This is a genomic window from Corynebacterium jeikeium (genome assembly GCF_028609885.1).
GTDB classification, from domain to species: domain Bacteria; phylum Actinomycetota; class Actinomycetes; order Mycobacteriales; family Mycobacteriaceae; genus Corynebacterium; species Corynebacterium jeikeium.
Map to the genome: position 1 here is coordinate 1,478,551 of NZ_CP063195.1, position 20,162 is coordinate 1,498,712.

At 62.6% G+C, this 20,162-nt stretch carries 23 protein-coding genes; 20 read left to right on the plus strand and 3 right to left on the minus strand.

Features of this window, described 5'->3' with window-relative positions; all coding sequences use genetic code 11:
- Positions 1–67 precede the first annotated feature (67 nt).
- Positions 68–2,029 carry a DNA polymerase gene (locus CJEIK_RS06550; protein ID WP_005295520.1) on the plus strand — a complete coding sequence of 654 codons (1,962 nt, stop codon included), beginning with the start codon at positions 68–70 and terminating at the stop codon, positions 2,027–2,029.
- On the opposite strand, the gene CJEIK_RS06555 is transcribed toward CJEIK_RS06550, so the two are convergent.
- Complete coding sequence (locus CJEIK_RS06555) at positions 2,014–2,835, minus strand: TIGR02391 family protein (RefSeq protein ID WP_005295521.1); 822 nt, start codon at positions 2,833–2,835, stop codon at positions 2,014–2,016. The genes CJEIK_RS06550 and CJEIK_RS06555 overlap by 16 nt on opposite strands.
- Positions 2,836–2,998: 163 nt before the next feature.
- On the opposite strand from CJEIK_RS06555, the gene CJEIK_RS06560 reads away from it, so the two are divergent.
- The 7 genes from CJEIK_RS06560 (at position 2,999) to CJEIK_RS06590 (ending at position 9,218) form a co-directional block, all read left to right on the plus strand.
- Complete coding sequence (locus CJEIK_RS06560; protein ID WP_005295523.1) at positions 2,999–3,766, plus strand: phage antirepressor; 768 nt, start codon at positions 2,999–3,001, stop codon at positions 3,764–3,766.
- Positions 3,763–4,206, plus strand: coding sequence for a DUF7768 domain-containing protein (locus tag CJEIK_RS06565; protein WP_005295525.1), 444 nt, complete (start codon positions 3,763–3,765; stop codon positions 4,204–4,206). Before CJEIK_RS06560 ends, CJEIK_RS06565 begins: the two co-directional genes overlap by 4 nt.
- Entirely contained in the window at positions 4,203–6,467 is a 2,265-nt protein-coding gene (locus CJEIK_RS06570; protein ID WP_005295527.1) for a phage/plasmid primase, P4 family, read from the plus strand. The genes CJEIK_RS06565 and CJEIK_RS06570 overlap by 4 nt, the downstream gene beginning before the upstream one ends.
- Before the next feature lie 136 nt (positions 6,468–6,603).
- Positions 6,604–6,882: a VRR-NUC domain-containing protein gene (locus CJEIK_RS06575; protein WP_005295530.1), complete on the plus strand. Its 279-nt coding sequence runs from the start codon at positions 6,604–6,606 to the stop codon at positions 6,880–6,882.
- Positions 6,863–8,224 carry a DEAD/DEAH box helicase gene (locus CJEIK_RS06580; protein WP_005295533.1) on the plus strand — a complete coding sequence of 454 codons (1,362 nt, stop codon included), beginning with the start codon at positions 6,863–6,865 and terminating at the stop codon, positions 8,222–8,224. Before CJEIK_RS06575 ends, CJEIK_RS06580 begins: the two co-directional genes overlap by 20 nt.
- Positions 8,221–8,685 (plus strand): hypothetical protein, encoded by a 465-nt coding sequence (locus CJEIK_RS06585; RefSeq protein WP_005295537.1) that lies wholly within the window; start codon positions 8,221–8,223, stop codon positions 8,683–8,685. The genes CJEIK_RS06580 and CJEIK_RS06585 overlap by 4 nt, the downstream gene beginning before the upstream one ends.
- A 155-nt stretch (positions 8,686–8,840) precedes the next feature.
- On the plus strand, positions 8,841–9,218 hold the full coding sequence (locus tag CJEIK_RS06590; RefSeq protein ID WP_005295540.1) for an HNH endonuclease: 378 nt from the start codon (positions 8,841–8,843) through the stop codon (positions 9,216–9,218).
- A gap of 219 nt (positions 9,219–9,437) precedes the next feature.
- Here the strand turns inward: CJEIK_RS06590 and CJEIK_RS06595 are convergent, their stop codons facing one another.
- Positions 9,438–10,004, minus strand: a complete 567-nt coding sequence (locus CJEIK_RS06595; RefSeq protein ID WP_005295544.1) for a ClbS/DfsB family four-helix bundle protein — start codon at positions 10,002–10,004, stop codon at positions 9,438–9,440.
- Between the two features lie 84 nt (positions 10,005–10,088).
- On the opposite strand from CJEIK_RS06595, the gene CJEIK_RS06600 reads away from it, so the two are divergent.
- The 12 genes from CJEIK_RS06600 to CJEIK_RS06655 all read left to right on the plus strand — a co-directional run bounded on the left by CJEIK_RS06600 (position 10,089) and on the right by CJEIK_RS06655 (position 18,797).
- Positions 10,089–10,953, plus strand: a protein-coding gene (locus CJEIK_RS06600; protein WP_370510479.1) for an IS5 family transposase whose coding sequence is annotated in 2 segments (ribosomal slippage) — positions 10,089–10,429 and positions 10,428–10,953 — 867 coding nt in all. Because the reading frame shifts where the segments join, the coding sequence is not laid out codon by codon here.
- A gap of 27 nt (positions 10,954–10,980) precedes the next feature.
- Complete coding sequence (locus CJEIK_RS06605; protein WP_005295551.1) at positions 10,981–11,556, plus strand: P27 family phage terminase small subunit; 576 nt, start codon at positions 10,981–10,983, stop codon at positions 11,554–11,556.
- An 88-nt stretch (positions 11,557–11,644) separates the two neighbouring features.
- On the plus strand, positions 11,645–12,835 hold the full coding sequence (gene metK / locus CJEIK_RS06610; RefSeq protein WP_034965033.1) for a methionine adenosyltransferase: 1,191 nt from the start codon (positions 11,645–11,647) through the stop codon (positions 12,833–12,835).
- Positions 12,807–14,057 carry a site-specific DNA-methyltransferase gene (locus CJEIK_RS06615; protein ID WP_005295556.1) on the plus strand — a complete coding sequence of 417 codons (1,251 nt, stop codon included), beginning with the start codon at positions 12,807–12,809 and terminating at the stop codon, positions 14,055–14,057. Before metK ends, CJEIK_RS06615 begins: the two co-directional genes overlap by 29 nt.
- Before the next feature lie 146 nt (positions 14,058–14,203).
- Positions 14,204–14,389: a hypothetical protein gene (locus tag CJEIK_RS06620; protein ID WP_005295559.1), complete on the plus strand. Its 186-nt coding sequence runs from the start codon at positions 14,204–14,206 to the stop codon at positions 14,387–14,389.
- On the plus strand, positions 14,386–15,036 hold the full coding sequence (locus CJEIK_RS06625; RefSeq protein ID WP_005295561.1) for a hypothetical protein: 651 nt from the start codon (positions 14,386–14,388) through the stop codon (positions 15,034–15,036). The genes CJEIK_RS06620 and CJEIK_RS06625 overlap by 4 nt, the downstream gene beginning before the upstream one ends.
- 2 nt (positions 15,037–15,038) lie before the next feature.
- Positions 15,039–15,236 carry a DUF4314 domain-containing protein gene (locus CJEIK_RS06630; protein ID WP_005295562.1) on the plus strand — a complete coding sequence of 66 codons (198 nt, stop codon included), beginning with the start codon at positions 15,039–15,041 and terminating at the stop codon, positions 15,234–15,236.
- A gap of 94 nt (positions 15,237–15,330) precedes the next feature.
- Positions 15,331–15,666, plus strand: coding sequence for a hypothetical protein (locus CJEIK_RS06635; protein WP_005295566.1), 336 nt, complete (start codon positions 15,331–15,333; stop codon positions 15,664–15,666).
- A gap of 194 nt (positions 15,667–15,860) precedes the next feature.
- Entirely contained in the window at positions 15,861–16,148 is a 288-nt protein-coding gene (locus CJEIK_RS06640; RefSeq protein ID WP_005295567.1) for an Nmad4 family putative nucleotide modification protein, read from the plus strand.
- Positions 16,149–16,181: 33 nt separating this feature from the next.
- Positions 16,182–16,472 (plus strand): hypothetical protein, encoded by a 291-nt coding sequence (locus CJEIK_RS06645; RefSeq protein WP_005295569.1) that lies wholly within the window; start codon positions 16,182–16,184, stop codon positions 16,470–16,472.
- A 106-nt stretch (positions 16,473–16,578) separates the two neighbouring features.
- Positions 16,579–18,177 (plus strand): terminase large subunit, encoded by a 1,599-nt coding sequence (locus CJEIK_RS06650; protein WP_005295571.1) that lies wholly within the window; start codon positions 16,579–16,581, stop codon positions 18,175–18,177.
- Positions 18,178–18,206: 29 nt separating this feature from the next.
- Positions 18,207–18,797 (plus strand): phage portal protein, encoded by a 591-nt coding sequence (locus tag CJEIK_RS06655; protein ID WP_249024831.1) that lies wholly within the window; start codon positions 18,207–18,209, stop codon positions 18,795–18,797.
- 38 nt (positions 18,798–18,835) lie between these two features.
- Here the strand turns inward: CJEIK_RS06655 and CJEIK_RS06660 are convergent, their stop codons facing one another.
- Positions 18,836–20,014 carry an IS256-like element IS1249 family transposase gene (locus tag CJEIK_RS06660; RefSeq protein WP_005323424.1) on the minus strand — a complete coding sequence of 393 codons (1,179 nt, stop codon included), beginning with the start codon at positions 20,012–20,014 and terminating at the stop codon, positions 18,836–18,838.
- Positions 20,015–20,162: the final 148 nt, after the last annotated feature.

A 20,162-nucleotide genomic window follows, 5' to 3' on the forward strand; every position in this document is an offset into this window, starting at 1 on the left:
GACACCACGCCCACTTCCGGGAGGTGGTCTCCTCCCAGCACCCATTGTTTTCTAGGAGCTGTCGCGCATGCGTGAACTCTTCATTGACATCGAGACCTTCTCACCGGTGAACCTGGCGAATTCCGGGGTGTACCCCTACGCCGACCACGACGGCTTCGAGCTCCTGCTGTTCGGTTACTCGATCGACGGCGGCCCGGTCGAGGTCGTCGATCTCGCCAACGGACACCAGCTGCCCGAGAAGGTGCTGTCCGCACTGGTTGACCCGCTCGTAGTGAAGTGGGCGTTCAACGCCACGTTCGAGCGCATCTGCCTTTCAAGCTGGCTCGCCCGACAGTACCCGGAGCTCATGGCGGGCCGCAGATTTCTCAATCCTGCGCAGTGGCGCTGCACCATGGTCTGGAGCGCATACCTCGGCCTGCCGATGAGCCTGGACCAGGTCGCCACCGTCCTTCACCTGCCGGTACGCAAAGACAGTGCAGGTAAGAAACTCATCCGCCAGTTCTGCACCCCGGGCACACCCAGCGTCTTCAACCTGGGCGGGATGCGCAACCCGCCTGCGTCCGACCCGGACGGGTGGGAGCAGTTCATCTCCTACAACCGGCGCGACGTCGAGGTGGAGCTCGCGATCCACGACAGGCTGGCTGACTTCCCGCTCCCAGCGTCCGAGTGGGACACCTACGCCCTCGACCAGAACGTCAACGACACCGGCATCCGGCTCGACCGGGTACTCGTGGATCACGCGGTGGCATGCGACCGGCAGCACCGCGCCACCACGCTTGCCCGGGCACAAGAGCTCACGGGACTGGAGAATCCGAACTCACCGATCCAGCTCAAGGACTGGCTCGCCGCTCACGGCGCGCCCTTGCAGTCACTGACGAAAGACGAAGTCGCCGCCGCGCTCGACACCGCTACCGGCCAGGTGCGTGAGGTCCTCTTGCTGCGCGGTGAGCTTGCGAAGTCGTCGGTGAAGAAGTACGAGGCGATGCAGCACGTGACAGGTCGTGATGGGCGCGGACGAGGGTTCCTCCAGTTCTACGGGGCAGGACGCACCGGACGTTTCGCTGGCCGCCTCGTCCAAGTCCAAAACCTGCCCCGCAACTACCTACCAGACCTGGCCGAGGCCAGAAGCCTCGTGCGGACCGGAGACTTTGAAGCCGTGGAGCTGCTCTACGACTCCGTACCCGACACCCTCTCGCAGCTCATCCGCACTGCTTTCATCCCCGCCGACGGGCACCGGTTCGTGGTGGCCGACTTCTCCGCGATCGAGGCGCGGGTCATCGCGTGGCTTGCAGGCGAGACCACCACGCTTGAGGCCTTCCGTGACGGGAAGGATTTGTACTGCGAGACCGCGAGCCGCATGTTCGGTGTCCCCGTCGACAAGCACGGAGCCAACGCCGAGCTGCGTCAGAAGGGCAAGATCGCTGTGCTCGCCTGTGGCTATCAAGGCGGCGTCGGAGCTCTGAAAGCCATGGGGGCGCTGCGGATGGGGCTCGCCGAGTCCGAGCTCCAGCCGCTGGTCGATGCGTGGCGGGCAGCCAACCCCAGCGTTGTGCAACTGTGGGCCGACATCAACGCCGCCGCCATCGAGACGATCAGCACCCGCCAGCCGACCAGTGTTGGTGCGCTGACCTTCACCGTGGAGTCCGGGATCATGTTCATCCGCCTGCCCTCCGGACGTCGCCTGGCCTACGTGAAACCCAAGCTGGGTGAGAACAGGTTCGGTGGCACCAGCATCACCCACGAGGGCATCACAACGGGACGCAAGTGGGGCCAGTTGGAAACCTACGGTGGGAAACTCACCGAGAACATCGTCCAAGCCGTCGCCCGAGACCTGCTCACGTACGCCATGCACCAGGTCGCTGAGGCTGGGCACAGGATCGTCATGCACGTCCATGACGAGATCGTCGTGGAGACCGCCACGGCCACCGTGGACGAGATCTGCAAGCTGATGTCCACCGCGCCCGACTGGGCAGCAGGGTTGCCGCTAGAGGCAGACGGGTACGCGTGTGATTTCTACATGAAGGACTGATATTGCTGGGCGGAATCGAGGCGACGATGGACATAGGAGAACAAGCTGAAGGCATCGAGGAAGTCATGTTTACCTTCCTCACTACCTAGTCGGGTTTTGTGAGCGCGGGGATTGCGATAGTGCCCGTGGATCCCTATAAGCAGGTTCTTAAAACCCTTGTGCTCTGATTTTTCCGACTCCGTGGAAAAGCTATTAATCACGAGCTTAGGGGCAGAATTGTTTGTTCCCAAAGCTGCGTCGAACAACTCCTGACCATCGTCTGTCAAGCTAGTAAGGATGCGGATGCGGTCAGGGATCGACTTGGCTGCCTCGGATATCGCGTGGAACAGAGACTCCGCGATCAGTTCTTGGCTGCAATACTCCATTAGGCGTTCGTGGGTACCGCGCCGCTGAAGTTCCTCCACGAGAGAGCTGGTGAGACGCTCGATATCATCGAATGTGCGTGCCGCCTCAGCGAGTTGGGTCAACTCGCCAGCATCGTCGATATGCCATCCTTCGGTCGCCAGCACCTTGTTGAGCAAGCGGCGCAAATCATTCCAACGCTGACGATCGGTGGTATGCCGTGCCGGGCTCATCGCAGTCGTTATGAACTCACGAGTGAGTTGACCTGCTTGCGCTGCGGACATTCCTTCCGTAAGCGCGCCAAACAGTCCTTCTCGCTTACTCCCGGCAACACGCGGTGGCGCACCAATGTCGAGGAGAAGCTCGTCGATTTGGCTTCCGCTTAGGCCCGGCAAATCGGTACTTGCCAGGACATTCGCAATACTGCGGATAGTCGAGCGTTGGGAGAAAGAATCGGACTGCATCACCGCTCCAGCTTCTCATGTGAGCGAGTGGCCTGAGTATTTCAGCAAGACCCGGGTGTCCGGATTCTTGCGCGCTCAGGGGCGTATGCGTGAGAGCCCGACGCGGCCGCACCCGTGGCTTGCTGGAATTCACGTCAATCCTGGCTCTTAGAAGGAGCCAGTCATGGCTACGAGAGATCTTCAGGTATTCACCAACGATGCCTTTGGAACGATCCGAACTGTCGAGCATGAGGACAAGGTGTATTTCTGTGGCCGTGATGTGGTCACGGCGCTTGGATACACCAATACCAGCAAGGCGATTCAGGATCATTGCCGTGGGGTTCCGTTTCGTTACCCCATCGTCGATGCGCTCGGGCGCACTCAAGAAGCCAGGTTCATCACCGAAGGTGACCTGTACCGGCTCATCTTCTCCTCCAAGCTCCCCGCAGCCCAGGACTTCGAAGCCTGGGTTGTCGACGAGGTCCTCCCCACGATCCGCCGCCACGGCGTGTACGCCATCGACGAGCTGTTGGACAACGACGAGTTCCTCGAGCGTGCCATCGTCCAGCTTCGCTCCGAGCGAGCCAAGCGACTAGCGGCCGAGCAAGCCCTGCTCGAGGCCGCCCCGAAGGTCTCCTACTACGACGTGGTGCTGCAGTCGGATTCCCTGCTGACCATCACGGAGATCGCCAAGGACTATGGGCTGTCAGCGAAGAAGCTGAACTTGCTGCTGCACGACGCCGGGGTGCAGTTCAGGCAGTCCGGCCGCTGGTTCCTCTACGCCCGGTTCGCCGAGCAGGGCTACACGCAGTCCAAGACCCACGAATACGACGAGGGCAAGACCCGCACGCACATGTACTGGACCCAAAAGGGCCGTTTGTTCGTCTACGACTTGTTGAAGAACCAGTTCGGCCTGCTGCCGGTCATCGAACAGGACGGCGGTGCGGCATGACGACGACTGCTCTCACCACCGACCTGGGTTTCTCGCCCCACAACACGGAGGGCTACCCAGATCCCACCGCGTTCACAGCGCTGAAGAATCTCCAGCGCGCCGAGTACGGCTACCGGCCCTTGGTCTACATCTGCTCGCCGTACTCCGGTGACACAGAGAACAACGTGGGGCTGGCTCGCGCGTTGTGTGCTCACGCGGTGGCCCAGAACAAAATCCCACTAGCCCCGCACCTGCTGTTCCCGCAGTTCATGGACGACACCGACGCGAGCGACCGCGAGCTGGCGATGTTTTTCAACCGAATTCTTTTGAGCAAGTGCGAGGCGATCTGGGTCTACACGGCCCGTGTCTCGGCAGGGATGCGCGCCGAGATCGAATGGGCCCACCACCTCGAGCTGCCGATCACCTATTTCGACGCCGACTTTGAGGAGGTCACCCTATGAAGGCGATGACGATGTTCACCGCGCAGGTGGCAAGCCAGCAAAATAACGCCCACTACCCGAACCCGCACATCGTGACCACGGCAGCCGACCTGGAGGCGGTTACGCGGTTGGATCATGTGGTTGCCGAGTACGTGGGTGGCAGGCGCTCGGCTGGCAGTTTCGTGACCTCGAACTGCCTGGTCATGGACGTCGACAACTCCCACACCGAGAACCAGGCCACATGGGTCACCCCGGAGTCGCTGACGCAGCGGCTGCCGGGTGTGGCGTTGATGACCGCCACCAGCAGGAACCACCAAAAGGCGAAAGGTGCCCAGTCGGCAAGACCCCGCTTCCACGTCTACTTCCCAATTAACCCCGTGGCTGATGCTGACGCCTATGCGGGGCTGAAAAAGCAGCTCGCCGCCCGGTTTGAGTTCTTCGACCCTAACGCGATCGACGCAGGCCGGTTCATCTACGGCCATGATGATCCGAGTGTCACCGTGGTCGAGGGTGAACGCACCATCGACGCCTGGCTTGCCGACGCGGTCGATGAGGACGTGTTCGCCCAGTGGGATGACGCCACCCAGTCCATCGAGGAAGGCTCCCGGAATGCGACGTTGTCGAGGTTTGCTGGCAGGCTGCTGATTCGCCTCGGCACGACTGATGAGGCGCGCGACTTGTTTGACCGTAAGGCCGCCCGCTGCAACCCGCCGCTGCCCGAGGCGGAGGTGGAGGCGATCTGGCGGTCGGCCACCCGGTTCGCCAAGACGGTCGAGAACCAGCCCGGGTATGTGCCACCAGAGGATTTTGAGGCGAGCCTGGATTCTGTACGACCCGCCGATTACAGCGACGTCGGCCAAGCCCACGCCCTAGCCAAGGCGTACCCGGACTCGCTGCGCTCCTCGGAGGCCACCGACTGGCTCGTCTATTACGACGGTGTCTGGTACGAATCCGCTCCCGCAGCCCAAGCCGTCGCCCAGGAGCTCACCGAACGCCAACTGGCCGAGGCCCACGAGCTGCTCGAAGACGCCAAAGACCAGCTCGCCGCCACGGGGGCTGCCATGTTGTTGGCGTCGATGTCGAAGGCGAAAGCCCAGGCCATGTTCAACGCCGCCCAGCAGAAGGCGTTCGCCGCGTTCGAGGACGCGAAAACCTATGCGGCCTACGCTCTCAAACGCCGCGAATCGCGCGGGATCACCAACTGCCTGAAAGAAGCCCGCCCCATGCTGCTGACCACCCCTGAGCAGCTGGATGCAGACCCGTATCTGCTCAACACCCCATCAGGTACCTACGATCTGCGCCACGGAGCCGCATCGCGCCGCGATCATGACCCGGCGGATCTGGTGACTAAGCAGACCAGCCTCGACCCTGGCACCGACGGGGCGCACCTGTGGCAGGAAGCCCTCGAGGTGTTCTTCCAGGGCGATGCTGAGCTCATCGCCTACGTGCAGCGCATCGTCGGTTTGGCTGCGATCGGGCAAGTGTTCGTCGAGGCCCTCGTTATCGCTTACGGGGATGGTCGTAACGGCAAATCGACGTTCTGGAACACGATCGCGAGGGTGCTGGGCACCTACGCGGGCAACATGAGTGCTGATGTGCTCACGATCGGTGGGATGCGCAACGTTAAACCGGAGCTGGCTGAGGCCAAAGGCAAACGCCTCATCATTTCCGCCGAGTCCGAAGAGGGCGTGCGCATGTCCACCTCCGTGGTCAAGCAGCTGGCCTCCACCGATCAGATCTACGCGGAGAAGAAGTACAAGGCACCGTTTGCCTTCACCCCATCGCACACCTTGACTCTCTACACGAACCATCTGCCCAGGGTGGGTGCGATGGATGCGGGCATCTGGCGCAGGCTCATCGTCATCCCCTTCGAGGCGAAGATCGAAGGCGCATCCGACATCAAGAACTATGCCGACTACCTCTACACGCAGGCAGGCGGGGCGATCCTGGCCTGGATTATGGAGGGCGCGCGCCTCATCCACGCCGAGGACTACCACCTCAAGGCTCCCGCCCGCGTGGTGGAGGCATCAGCGGCGTATCGGGAAGAGAACAACTGGTTCGCTCAGTTCCTTGACGCCAACTGCGACCTTGACCCGGGGCTGTCGGAACGGGCCGGGGATTTGTATCAGGCCTATCGGGCGTGGGCGATGTCGACCTCCGGGTGGGCGCGTCCCATGGTCGATTTCAACGCCACCGTCGAACACCACGGCTTCACACGTAAAAGGACGATGCACGGCATGTTCGTCCACGGTTTGGCCTTGAAGAACGAGTTCGACAACTAAGACAGACGGGCCTTATGACGACCTATGACGACCCATATGTGAGTTTGCTATAGGGCAGAAAATATAGCCCTTAGGAAAAGTCCATATCGCATCGTCATAGGTCGTCATGGGCCTCTCACACGAGAGGACATGAACCATGAACGAGCACGCAATCGAACAACACTTGAAGCAAGCCGTTAAGGCGATCGGTGGCCTGTGCTGGAAATTCACCAGCCCCGGCACCGCAGGGGTTCCAGACCGCATCTGCATCCACCGTGGACGCGTCATCTTCGTCGAACTCAAAGCACCCGGACGCCTCCCACGCCCCATCCAACGCCGCCGCATCCAGCAACTCACAGACCACGGCATGGACGTAGTCGTCGTCGACAGCGTCGAAGGCACAAAGGAGGTGGCTGATGCGCTACGAGCCGCATGACTACCAACGACAGGCCACCCAGTTTGTGGAAGACCACCCGCAGGCCGTGATCCTCCTCGGGATGGGCCTAGGCAAGACGGTGATCACCTTGACGGCCATCTGGAATCTGCTACTGGACTCCTTCCAGGCCCGCCGGGTCCTCATCGTCGCACCCCTGCGGGTCGCCCGCGACACCTGGCCTGCCGAAGCTACCAAGTGGGACCACCTGGCAGGACTCACCATCGCGGTCGCCGTCGGGTCGAAATCCCAGCGGGTGGATGCGCTTGCCGCCGAGGCGATGGTGACCGTCATCAACCGAGAGAACGTGCCTTGGCTGGTGAAACATCTCGGCAACACGTGGCCGTTCGACATGGTCGTCATCGACGAGCTGAGCTCGTTTAAGAACCACCGGGCGCAGAGGTTCAAAGCACTCGCAGCCGTGCGGCCACGTCTCACCCGGATCGTGGGGCTGACCGGCACGCCAGCAGCCAACGGGCTGATGGACCTGTGGGCGCAGTTCCGTCTGCTGGATGAGGGCCAGCGCCTCGGCAGGTTCATCACCCACTACCGCAACCGCTGGTTCGTGCCCGATCGGCGAAACGGCCAGCAGATCTTCACCTACAAGCCCGCACCCGGTGCTGAGGACGAGATCTACGAGGCGATCAGCGACATCACCTTGTCGATGCGCACCACCGACTACCTGCGCCTGCCTGAGCTGACGGTCACCACGACGCTCGTCGACCTCGAACCGAAGGAGCGCAAAGCCTACGAGCGGTTGCGAGATGAGATGGTGCTCGACCTCGACGGGCAGGTCATCGACGCCGCGAACGCCGCAGCACTGTCAGGCAAGCTGCTACAGCTGGCCTCCGGTGCAATCTACGACGAGGACGGCAACACCGTAGTGGTGCACGACCGCAAACTCGACGCGCTCGAAGACCTCGTGGAGGCAGCCAATGGCCAGCCGCTGCTCGTGGCCTACTGGTTCAAACACGACCTGCAGCGGATCACCGAACGGTTCCCGCAGGCCCGGGAGCTTACAACCAGTACCGACATCGCGGCGTGGAACGCCCGCGAGATCCCGCTGGCGCTCATCCACCCGGCCTCAGCCGGGCACGGGCTCAACCTCCAGCAAGGCGGCAACCTCCTGGTCTGGTTCTCCCTGACCTGGTCCCTGGAGCTCTACCAGCAGACCAACGCGAGGCTCTACCGCCAGGGACAAGACCAGCCGGTGACGATCACCCACCTGGCCGCAGACCACACCCTCGATGAGGCGGTACTGGCCGCGCTGGACAACAAAGACATGACACAGGCTGCGTTGATCAATGCGGTCGCCGACACTCTGGGAAAGCAGGCACACTCATGAACGACCACCCCATCTGGGACTACTTCGACTACCGCAAAGCCGCCATCGGCGTCCTCCAGGACTACGCAACCCAAGCTGTCATTCTCCAGCAAGGCGACGGGTACGCCAACGAGCTCAAAGCCTCACTGACCTCAATCGGCTCACCCCGATTCGACGGCCTGCCACGGGGCAACAACCCGCACGCCGGTGAAGCGAGAGTCTGCTCGATCCTCGACAACCTCGACGCGCTCAAAGCCCGCAACCAAAAAGCGCAGGCCTACATGGATTGGTTCAACCCGGCCTGGGAAAGCCTCAGCGACGATGACCGGCTGGTCCTCGAGGTCTTCTTCCTCGACGACCTCTCCGCCGAGGACGCCGCCGTCAAAGTCGCCGAACACTTCTACGTCGAACGCAAGACTGCCTTCGCCAAGAAGCAGCGCGCCCTTGCCCGCTTCGCGCGTCTCTTGTTCGGCAGAGACTGAAGCATTGGCGCGCATGAGTGTCGCAAAGAGGGGATGACTCTCAGGGTGTGCCTGTCGCATGCTGTAAGTGGTTGAAAAGTAGGTCCCGACCCCCAGACGAATCATCACGGTTCGTCTGGGGGTCGTTGCCATGAACGACAAGGGTGGTGAGACGGATGCCTTTCAAACCCAAGCGCCCGTGCTCCCAGCCCGGCTGCCCCGAGCTGACCGGCACCCGGTTCTGCCCGGCCCACGCTAAGGAAGAGGACGCCCGTTACCGCAACTACCAGCGCGACCCGAAGATCAACCGACGCTACGACCACCGGTGGCGAAAGATCCGCGCGGCCTACGTCGAAGCCCACCCGTTGTGCGAGGACTGCCTGGCCCGTGGCCGGTACACGCCCGTGGCTGAGGTCCACCACGTGATCCCGCTCGACCACGGCGGCACCCACGACGAGTCGAACCTGCGCAGTCTGTGCAAGCCGTGCCACTCGCGCCAGTCCGCGCTCGATGGCGACCGGTGGCGGCAAGCCCCTCGGGTCTACAGCTACTAAAAAGCGCTGTGTGCCCGCCTGTCGCGGCCTCCCTGCCGACCCTCACCTGTGCCAACCTCGACCCCGTTCGCCCGGCACGAGGCGACGTGGCGCGCTTGCCGAGGGGGTGGGGGCGAGCGGATCTCCACAGCTGGGCTGCTCCTCAGCGGGCGGGGCCAACCGCGCACAAAATCCACGAATCAAACCGGGTATTGACCCGCCGTCTTGAGCTGGTGCGTTTTACGGTGTCTGGTTTGGGGCTTTCGGGCTTGCCTTGTTGGCTTTCTGGTGGGTGCGCAGTTTCTTGATGGCCCAGTCGTAGTGGCTGGGTGCTGCTGAGACCAGGTAGGAGCCCAACGAGGTGGTTCCTGTCCACGGGAAGTACTTTTTAGTGAACAGCTCCTCATCGGTGAAGCTTTCGATGAGCTCGATGATCTGGGAATGGCTCGAGCCCAGCATGTCCTGTATGTCGCCCAGTGACGTGTCTTGGTAGTGCTCCCAGATTTCCATGTTTAGGGATGGCGTGGTCCGCCACGTGTGAGGTGCGGGCAGGAATGGCCGGGCAGTCCCGTTTTGATTGGCGTCAACGAAGTCGAACAGCATTTTTTGCCACGCATAGAGATGGGCAAGGACATCGCGCAGATTCTTGTCCCTGCCCCAGTGGGGTTCAGGACGGTCGAAGTCAGCGCCGAAAAACAAGCCGACGCTTTCTATCTCTGGCCGCATGGAGTCAATCAATGATTGCAGCACGTCCCATTGGGAGGTGGTTGCTGTCAGCAGTTCCGTTTTCGTTTTCGCTCGGGCCATACCCAATTAGAACACAGGACGGCGAGGAAGCACTAGGGCGTGTTGCTAAATGGTGTTCCGGGGTGCGTGGGTGATGCTGGAGTCATGTCGAGAGGTGTCATCACCGACGAGGTCTGGGAGCTGATCGGGGACGTGTTCCCTGCGGTGAACACGAGGGGCCGCCCGCCGGTGGGCCGGCGCACGGTGGTTGAGGCGACCGCGTGGCGGTTCCGGACGGGGTCAGCATGGAGGGACCTGCCCGAGCGTTTCGGGAACTGGAACACGATCTACAAGAACTTCCGCCGATGGGCGACCGAGGGTGTCTGGGAGGACCTGCTCACCCATGTCCAGCGGCGGGCCTCGCTCGCGGGCGAGGTCGACTGGGTCGTGTCGGTGGATTCATCGATCGCGCGTGTGCATCAGCACGGTGCGACCCTGCCCCGGGGCACAGGGGGCTCCATCGAACTACAAGAGATCCGGGCCGGAGCCGTGTGACCACGCGATCGGCCGGTCACGAGGTGGTTTGACGACGAAGATCCACCTGGTCTGCGATGGGCGAGCTCGCCCGCTGGCGTTCGTGCTGACCGGTGGACAGGTCGCGGACACGAGCGTGTTCACCTGCGTGCTCGACGAGATCCGCGTCCCCGGGCGAGGCCAGGCGCGCACGAGGCCGGACCGGGTGCTCGCGGACAAGGGGTACCCGTCGAAGAAGAACCGTGCCTGGCTGCGCGAGCGCGGTATCAAGGCCACGATCCCCGAGCGCGCTGACCAGATCGAGAAGCGTCAAAAGAGGCCGGGCCGACCGATCGACTTCGGCAACGAGCAGCGGGAACGCTACAAAGGGCGCAACGTCATCGAACGATGCTTCAACGCAGTGAAGCAGTGGCGAGGGCTCGCTTCCCGGTTCGACAAGACCGCCCGCTCCTACGCGGCCGGAATCTACCTCTCCGCCACCCTCCAATGGATTTAGCAACACGCCCTAGAGGAGGTTTACGTCGTGGCCAAAGACGGCACCAACCGAGGCGGACGCAGAGTCCGTGCCGGGGCGAAACCCGAGGCGCTGAACGACAAGCTCGCCTCAGGTCGACCTGCCACCAGGCTCACCACACCGGCCGAGCTCGATGTGTTCGACCTGGACGGCACCGACATCGGCGATGGTGCGCTGCTCGCAGGCGAGACGATGCCTGAACCTAGCGAATACCTGTCGGCCGAGCAGCGCGACGGCCAACCGCTCGGTGCGGACCTGGTCTACCGGGAGACCTGGAACTGGCTGGATGAACGCGGCTGCACCGAGTTCGTCTCCAAACGCTTAATTGAGCAGTACGCGCAGGCGTTCGCCCGATACATCCAGTGCGAGCAGGCAATCTCCAAGTTCGGTCTGCTCGGCAAACACCCCACCACGGGCGCTGCGATCGCCAGCCCGTTCGTGGCCATGTCGCAGTCGTTCGGCAAGCAGGCCAACGTGTACTGGTACGAGATCTTCGACATCGTGCGTGCCACCTGCACCACCGACTACTCCGGCACCACGCCAGGCGATGAGGTCATGGAGCAGCTGCTCAAAGCCTCCTCCTAAGGCCCCTCATCCCGCTTGTTTCGTTTCTGGCCTGCCCGGCACCCGGGCGGGCTTTCTTGTTGTTCGCATTTGTGAAAGGAGCCCTCGCGTGTCTGTAGTGCGAAGTGCTGAATCTGTGTGTATCGGCCACCCCGACAAGCTGTGCGACCTGATCGCAGATCACATCCTCGATGACATCCTTACCCGCGACCCGGCGGCACGCGTGGCCGTTGAGGTCATGGCGAGTGGCAGGCGCATCATCGTCACCGGCGAGATCACCACCACCATCCGGCCGCAGCTGCGCGCCTGCGCGCGGGAGGCGCTGCGCCGGGCCGGGTACAACCCGAACCGGTTTGTCATCTACGTGTGGGTGCGCCGCCAATCCGCCGACATCGGCGCAGGTGTTACAACCTCCATCGAGGCGCGTGCAGGTGATGAGTCGGCGTATGCGAGCCTGGGGGCGGGTGACCAGGGCACCGTCTACGGGTACGCCACGAGCGAGACGCCCCAGCGCCTGCCGCTGCCGCTCGTGCTCGCCCACGAGATCTGCCGCCGCCTCGATACAGCCCGCACCGACGGCACGATCCGTGGGATCGGCCCCGACGGCAAATCCCAAGTCAGTGTGGTCTACGACGAGCTGGGCACTCCGGTCGGCATCGACACCGTGATCGTCTCAATCCAGCACAATGCAGACAAAGACCCCGAGGCGCTTGAACGGGAGGTGCGCACGCTGGTCGTCGCCCCGGCCATCGAGGCGCACCTGCCCGGTGCCACGGCTGAGCGCGTGTTGGTCAACCCGTCCGGTCGGTTTGTCACCGGTGGGCCCACCGCTGACACCGGGCTGACCGGACGCAAGCTCATGGTCGACACCTACGGTGGGCTCGGCCCGCACGGCGGTGGCGCGTTCTCGGGTAAGGACCCCTCCAAGGTCGACCGAACGGGCGCGTACATGGCGCGGCTCATCGCGAAAACCGTGGTGGATGCGCGCCTGGCCGAAGAATGCCACGTCGCTATCTCCTATGCGATTGGTAAGGCTGACCCGGTCGCGTTCCGCATCGACACCTTCGGCACCGGTCAGCACCCGGATTGGCTGCTCACCGACGCCGCCCAGGCGGTCTTCCCGCTGCGACCGGCCGCGATGATCGAACACCTGCACCTGCGTTCTCCGATCTACGCGAAGCTGTCCACCTACGGGCACATGGGACATGGTCTGAGCGAGTGGGAATGGACGCTGCCGTTTACCGACAAGCTCAAGACGGAGGTGAAGGACCGTGCTCATCAAGCAGCTACCCATCAGTGAGCTCGAGCCCGCCGACTACAACCCGCGTAAGGACCTGAAGCCCGGCGATGCGGACTACGAGAAACTCAAGCGGTCGCTGACCGAGTTCGGTTACGTCGAGCCGGTGATCTACAACCGCACCACCGGTCACGTCGTCGGCGGCCACCAGCGCCTGAAAGTGCTCGCTGACCTCGGCCATACCGATGTTGACTGCGTGGTCGTCGAACTGGACGAGACCCGCGAGAAGGCCCTGAACGTCGCATTGAACAAGATCAGCGGCGACTGGGATGAATCCAAGCTGGCCCTGCTCATCGCCGACCTGGACGCGGCCGACTTTGATGCTGAGCTCACCGGCTTCGACGATGACGAAATCCAGGCGATGATTGGTTCCCTCGACGATGACGAGGTCACCGATGACGGCTTCGATCTCACCGCCGCGCTCGAGGCCGCCTCCTTCGTCCAGCGCGGGGACATCTGGACCATCGGCAGGCACCGGCTGGTCTGCGGGGACGCTACCAACGCAGACGATGTCGCGGTGCTCATGGATGGCAAGAGCGCGAACCTGGTGCTTACCGACCCGCCCTACAACGTCGCCTTCGAGTCCTCCGACGGGCTCACGATCAAAAACGACGCGATGAAGGCCGACTCGTTCTACGAGTTCCTACTCGCGGCGTTTACCAACATGGCGGGTGTTCTCGACAAGGGCGGGTCGGCGTATGTGTTTCACGCCGACACCGAAGGGCTGAACTTCCGCAAAGCGTTCATCGATGCCGGGTTCAAGCTCTCCGGCTGCTGCATCTGGGTCAAAGACTCCCTCGTGCTGGGACGCTCGCCGTACCAGTGGCAGCACGAACCGGTCCTCTACGGGTGGAAGCAGGGAGCCAAGCACAAGTGGTTCGCTGACCGGAAACAGACCACGATCTGGAACTTCGCCAAGCCGCGAAAGAACTCCGACCACCCGACGAGCAAGCCGCTGGACCTGCTGGCCTATCCGATCCGCAACTCCACCCAGGCCAACGCGATCATCCTCGACACCTTCGCTGGCAGCGGTTCGACCCTGATGGCCGCCGAGCAGACCGACCGCATCGCCTACCTCATGGAGTTGGACGAGAAGTACGCCTCGGTGATCCTGCGCCGCTACGCCGAGGCGACCGGGGATGCGGCCGGGATCACCTGCCAGCGCGACGGCACCCAGTACGCCTACCTGGATCTGGTCAAACAGGTCGACCGCGACCGCGAATAAAACCCCGCAATATGCAGGGAAAACAGGGGCGTGAAACTGAGCCGTTGATGAGGGCAAAAACGACTGGATAAGCGGAAAAACGTATGGCTGTATGTACATGACCAAGCACCCCTAGACCTGGGGGAACCGAGCGAAAAGGACTGGTCATGAGTGAATTACACATCGAAATCAGCGAGCTCATCGCAGCCGGAGTCAACGTCTACGACCCCGAGGAAACCCTGCGGGTTGCCACAGCACGCGGCTACCAGCTGGTGGTGCGCGTGATCGAGCACGACCCGAAGCGTTTCCTCACCATGGTGGCCGCCTGGTTCGAGCAGGAGGTCGTGGCATGAGCATCCTCGCCTTCACCCCGCACAAAACGGGCAGGAAAAAGCTCGCCCAGCTTCTCGCCGATCACCTTGGCACCGAGGCCACCTATCTGGGCACGCCCTCGTTTGCCTACCAGATCGCAGACGCCACGCTGGATCGGGACTGGACCCTCTACCTGCCAGATGGCATCGAGGCGCAGGCCGTGCTCGAGGCCGCCCACAAGGCGGGCTTTGAAACCGCCGACCCGGGCGAGGTGGCGTTGACGGTCACGATGCCCACCACCGGGTGGAGTGAGCGCACTCGCGCCAACCTCGAAGCGCTCCTGGCAGCCAAAGGGCCACTGATCGCCAAGGCCCTGGGCATCCCGGCCACACCCATCGAGTTCAACGATGACGAGACCGTCTCGTTCCCGTGGTGTGAGTCGATTACGCCGGAGACGGCACGCGAGGCGGTGATCCCGCTTGTGGCCAGGCTCTGCCAGCGCGCCCAGGAGGCAACCCGGATCCGCTCCACGCCGCCAGCACCGGGCAATGACAAGTACACGATGCGCTGCTTCCTGCTTTCCCTGGGCTTCATCGGCCCCGAATACAAGCAGGCACGCCGCATCCTGCTGGCAGGCCTGGAAGGGGACGCCGCCTGGCGCACCCCGACGAGCAGGAAGGAGGATTGACCATGACTCCTGGCCAGCGGGTGCGCCTGATCGCCACCAGCGACCCGTACACGACGCTGCGCCCCGGTGTGCTTGGCACCGTGGCGTTCGTCGACGACCTCGGCACCGTCCACGTCGACTGGGACACCGGATCGAACCTGGGGCTCATCCCGGGCGAGGACTCCTGGGAAACCCTACCCACTGAAAAGCCCGAAAAATAGCGGCTCATCAGGGCAAATAGTGACTGGATATGCGGCACAACGTATGGCTGTATGTACATACCGAAAGCACACCACCTCAGGGAAGGACACAGCCATGAACCCCCAGCCACAGATGAGCATCGAAGAGGACACCACCCAGCACCTGGTCAAGGACGCGAACCGGCTCGGCTACACCATCGTCACCATCGACACCACAGACGACCTCGCGATCGAGATCCGCCCCGCAGCCCGCCTGCCGTACACCCCGCCCTTGTACCGGGATTGGCAGACCGGCCAGTGGACGATCCAAACCACCTCATACGGCTCCCTCGACCCGGAAGAGATCGAGAAGGTCACCGACGGCTACCGACGCGCCATTGCCATGGTCAGCGAACTGGCACCCCTGAACGCCCGCGACCTGGTGAACTACAGCATCACCCGCAACGCCTGACCTTTTGGCACCCGCAAACCCTGCCACGAGCGGGGTTTCCTCTCGTCACAAGCCTTGTTTCTCCACGGTTTTCTTAAGTGCTGTAGATCCCAAAAAATAGTGCCTGATCTGGGCAAATACGACTGGATAAGCGCCCGCACCTATGGCTGTATGTACATGACAAAAGAACAGCCCCTCAGGAAAGGACAACAGCCATGAACACCACCGAGAAGCTCACCACCGAAGCCCTGCAGATGCGCGTCGACTCCTACGGGGCGATCCTCGCCCACGGCGACTACACGCTGGCTTCTTTCGCGACCTGGACCAAGAAAGACGGCTACGGCAACAGCGCCCATGTCTACCGCCTCACCGAAGCTCCGATCGACGGCTTCGGCCCGAACGCACGCGGCCGCAGCGAATGCGCCCTGGAGCTCATCGCCGAGGCCGACCACCTTTTCGCAGACGCCGGGCACGCCATCGCCTGGGCCCTGACCCAGATCTAACCCACACCCCACCAAGGCCAAGGAGGACACCCGATGGACGCCACCAGAGAGCTGGTCACCAACCACCTGGAGATTCCCGCCGACGCGGTGGCCCACGGTGACATTCAGGCCGCCGCCGAGATCCCCTTCAGCGTCCTCGACGAGCTCGCCGAGGAGGTCGGGGCCGAGAAGATCCCGGTCCACACGCTCAGCCGCATCGGCTGGCACTACACCAAAGCCGACCAGATCATCGCCCTGGCCAGGCAGCGCGGCCTGTCCGATTGGCGCTACGGCGGCTTCGACACCGGCCAGGTGGTCGCCGACTTCCGCGCCACCTACTGCTAACCCGCCTGCCGCCCCGACCACGCAGACGGGCCGGGCCCTGCACGAACTGTTTCGCCCCACACGGTTGGGGCTTTTCTTATGCCCCGAGGAAGGAGCTGCCGCCACGATGACGAGCACGTATCAACCAACCCGGTTCATGGCAGACGGCTCCACCTACAACCAACGCAAAGCCGACTTCGCCGTGGCGTTCATTCAGGCGCTGCGCCACACCAAAGGCCGCTGGGCAGGACAACCGTTTAAGCTCTTGGGCTGGCAGGAACAGATCGTGCGCGACCTGTTCGGCACCATCAAGCCCGACGGCTACCGCCAGTTCACCACCGCCTATGTGGAAATCCCCAAGAAGCAGGGCAAGTCCGAGCTGGCCGCCGCGATCGCGCTGCTGCTGACCTGCGGGGACGGTGAGCAAGCCGCCGAGGTCTACGGGTGCGCGGCAGACCGACAGCAAGCCAGCATCGTCTTCGAGGTCGCCGCCGACATGATCCGCCAATCACCAGCCCTATCGAAGCGGGTGAAAATCCTCAGCAGTCAGAAGCGGATCATCTACAAGCCGACCAACAGCTTCTACCAGGTGCTCTCGGCTGAGGCGTACTCCAAGCACGGGTTCAACATCTCCGGTGTCGTCTTCGACGAGCTGCACACCCAACCCAACCGGGCCCTGTTCGACGTGATGACCAAGGGCTCGGGTGATGCGCGCACCCAGCCGCTGTACTTCCTCATCACCACCGCAGGCACCGACACCCACAGCATCTGCTACGAGCAGCACCAAAAAGCACGCGACATTCTGGCGGGCAAGAAACACGACCCCACCTTCTACCCGGTGATCTACGGCGCAGACCTGGACGATGACTGGACGGATGAAAAGGTCTGGCACAAGGCCAACCCCTCGCTTGGGGTCACGGTGCCGGTGGATAAGGTACGCGCCGCGTGCAACTCGGCGCGCCAAAACCCCGCCGAGGAGAACTCGTTTCGCCAGCTGCGGCTTAACCAGTGGGTGAAACAGTCCGTGCGGTGGATGCCCATGCACATCTGGGACGCCTGCGCGGACCCGGTAGACCTAGACGAGCTGGAGGGCAGGCCCTGCTACGGCGGGCTGGACTTGGCCTCCACGACGGATATCACCGCGTTCGTGCTCGTCTTCCCGCCCTACGGGGATGACGAGCAGTACCGGATCGCCCCGTGGTTCTGGATACCGGAGGACAACCTTTCGCTGAGGGTGGCGCGTGATCACGTGCCCTACGACCTGTGGCACGCCCAAGGCTTTCTGGAGACCACGGAGGGCAACGTGGTCCACTACGCCCACATCGAGCACCTCATCGAGCAGCTCGGCGAGAGGTTCGATATCCGCGAGATCGCCTTCGACCGGTGGGGCGCAGTCCAGATGAGCCAAAACCTCGACGATGCCGGTTTCACCGTCGTGCCGTTCGGGCAGGGCTTCAAAGACATGAGCCCACCGAGCAAGGAGCTGATGAAGCTCGCACTTGAAGGACGCTTGGCTCACGGAGGGCACCCGGTGCTGGCCTGGATGGTCGACAACATCCACGTACGCACCGACCCGGCAGGAAACATCAAACCCGACAAGCAGAAGTCCACCGAGAAGATCGACGGGGTCGTCGCCACCATCATGGCCCTTGACCGCGCGATCCGAGGCGGCAGCGCTCAGACGGGCGCGTCGGTGTACGACTCGCGCGGGTTGCTCGTCCTCTAACGCTCACGACAACGCAAAAGGAGGCCCCTGTGGGACTTTTCGACTGGCTACGCGGCACCAATGCCCGGCAGGTGTCGAACCACCAGCTGTCTTCGAGCTACAGCTTCCTGTTCGGTCCCACCAGCTCCGGACGCACGGTCACCGAACGCTCAGCGATGCAGATGACTGCGGTGTATTCGTGCGTGCGGATCCTGGCAGAAGCAATCGCGGGCCTGCCCCTGCACGTCTACCGCACCGAGAAAGACGGGTCGAAGGTCAAAGCCACCGACCACACGCTCTACCGGCTGCTGCACGATGAGCCCAACCCGGAGATGACCAGCTTCGTCTTCCGAGAGGCCCTCATGACGCATCTGCTACTGTGGGGCAACGCCTACGCACAGGTCATCCGCAACGGCCTCGATGAGGTCATCGGCCTGTATCCGCTCATGCCCAACCGGATGAGCGTAGGCAGGGACGATGCAGGCAGGCTCTACTACGAGTACCAAACCACCAGCGACGAACCCGCCGGTGAGTGGTCACGCATCCGGCTTTCACCTGCTGACGTGCTGCACATCCCCGGGCTCGGGTTTGATGGGCTGGTGGGCTATAGCCCGATTGCGATGGCGAAAAACGCGGGTTAAGGGTCAAAATGTGTGTCTGGCTCGGCGTGTCGCGGGGGTTAGATTTGGCCTTTTTGAATGCCGATTGAGTGGGTGTAGTCGGTGTCGATAGCGTTGTCGTAGAGGGCTGGGCGTCCTGTTTCGTGGTCGGCTTGGTTCTCGGTTTGGGTCAGGGTGGATACTTTGGCGAGTTGGCCCTGGCCCCAGTCGGACTGCCTGGCGATTCGTACTGGATCGTCAGGCAGTTCCGTTTTTAAGTAGAGCCACCAATCCAGCATGCGGCGTTGTCGTTCGCCTGATCTGCCGCGGTGGGTTCTGGCGAGCAGTTTGAGCTGGGCGTTGATGCCGCCTTCTAAGCTGTTGGTGGTGGATTTGATCCGCTCGGGCGCAAGGACTCCTGCTGGCGGGTTGAGGTAGACAAACAGCATCTCGGACCGCCAAAGATGGTTGAGGCTGTTGTAGGCCTTGCGCACGTTGTGGTGGGTCCACACGCGGGTCCATGCACCTGTTTTGGGGTCTTTGATCATGGTTTTCTCGTTCATCCATTCCCGGTAGATCGTTGAAAACTCGTGCAGTTGCACACCCCACGCGGCGGCTTCATCCAGTGTGGTGATCCGGGTCAGTTTCAGCGCAAGTCGGTAGATGGTGCGCCCGGCATCGGTGCGTGGGTTGGTGGTGGTGTAGCGGCGGACCACGCGTTGGGCGTGGACGAGGCAGCGTTGAATTTTCGTAGTCGGCCAGCACTTTTTGATTGCGCTGTATGCGCCTTGGCCGCCGTCGATGACGGCGATGAGTGGGGCTTCGATGCGTTCAAGCAGCAGTTGGTAGTCGCGGGTGGTTTCGTGTTTGCACCAGTGCCAGGCGATCACGTGGTCGATGGTCGCCGCGACGATCAGGCAGCCACCGGCGGTGTAGGTGCCATCGAGAAATACCTGGTCGTAGATCCGCTTGTGGTGGCCGGCGGTGGGGTCAGGCACATCAACGAGCCAGCACCACTTGAAGCGCCGCTTCATGGTGGCGCGGCTAACACCGTTTCGTTTGGCTAGGTCGTCGAGTGATATTGCGGTGGTGCAATGCTCGATGAACTGGGTGAACACTGCCGCGTTGGTGATGTCGTTTCGACGTTTGACGCTGGAGGCGCCGCATTGTTTGCAGCGCCATCTGGTGGTGCCTTTGCTGGTGGTGCCGTTGCGTTTCATTTCACCGCCGCAGTGGCAGCGTGGTTGGTTCTTCGACATTGCGACACCACACCACGCCGCGCATAGCACATCACGGCTGCCACACCGAGGATTTCCCGTCGGGGGCTAGATATATGCTTCCGGAGCATATACTTTCCGGAAACCTACAGGTCAATCCGTGAAAATCCGCGATTCCGGACACACTTTT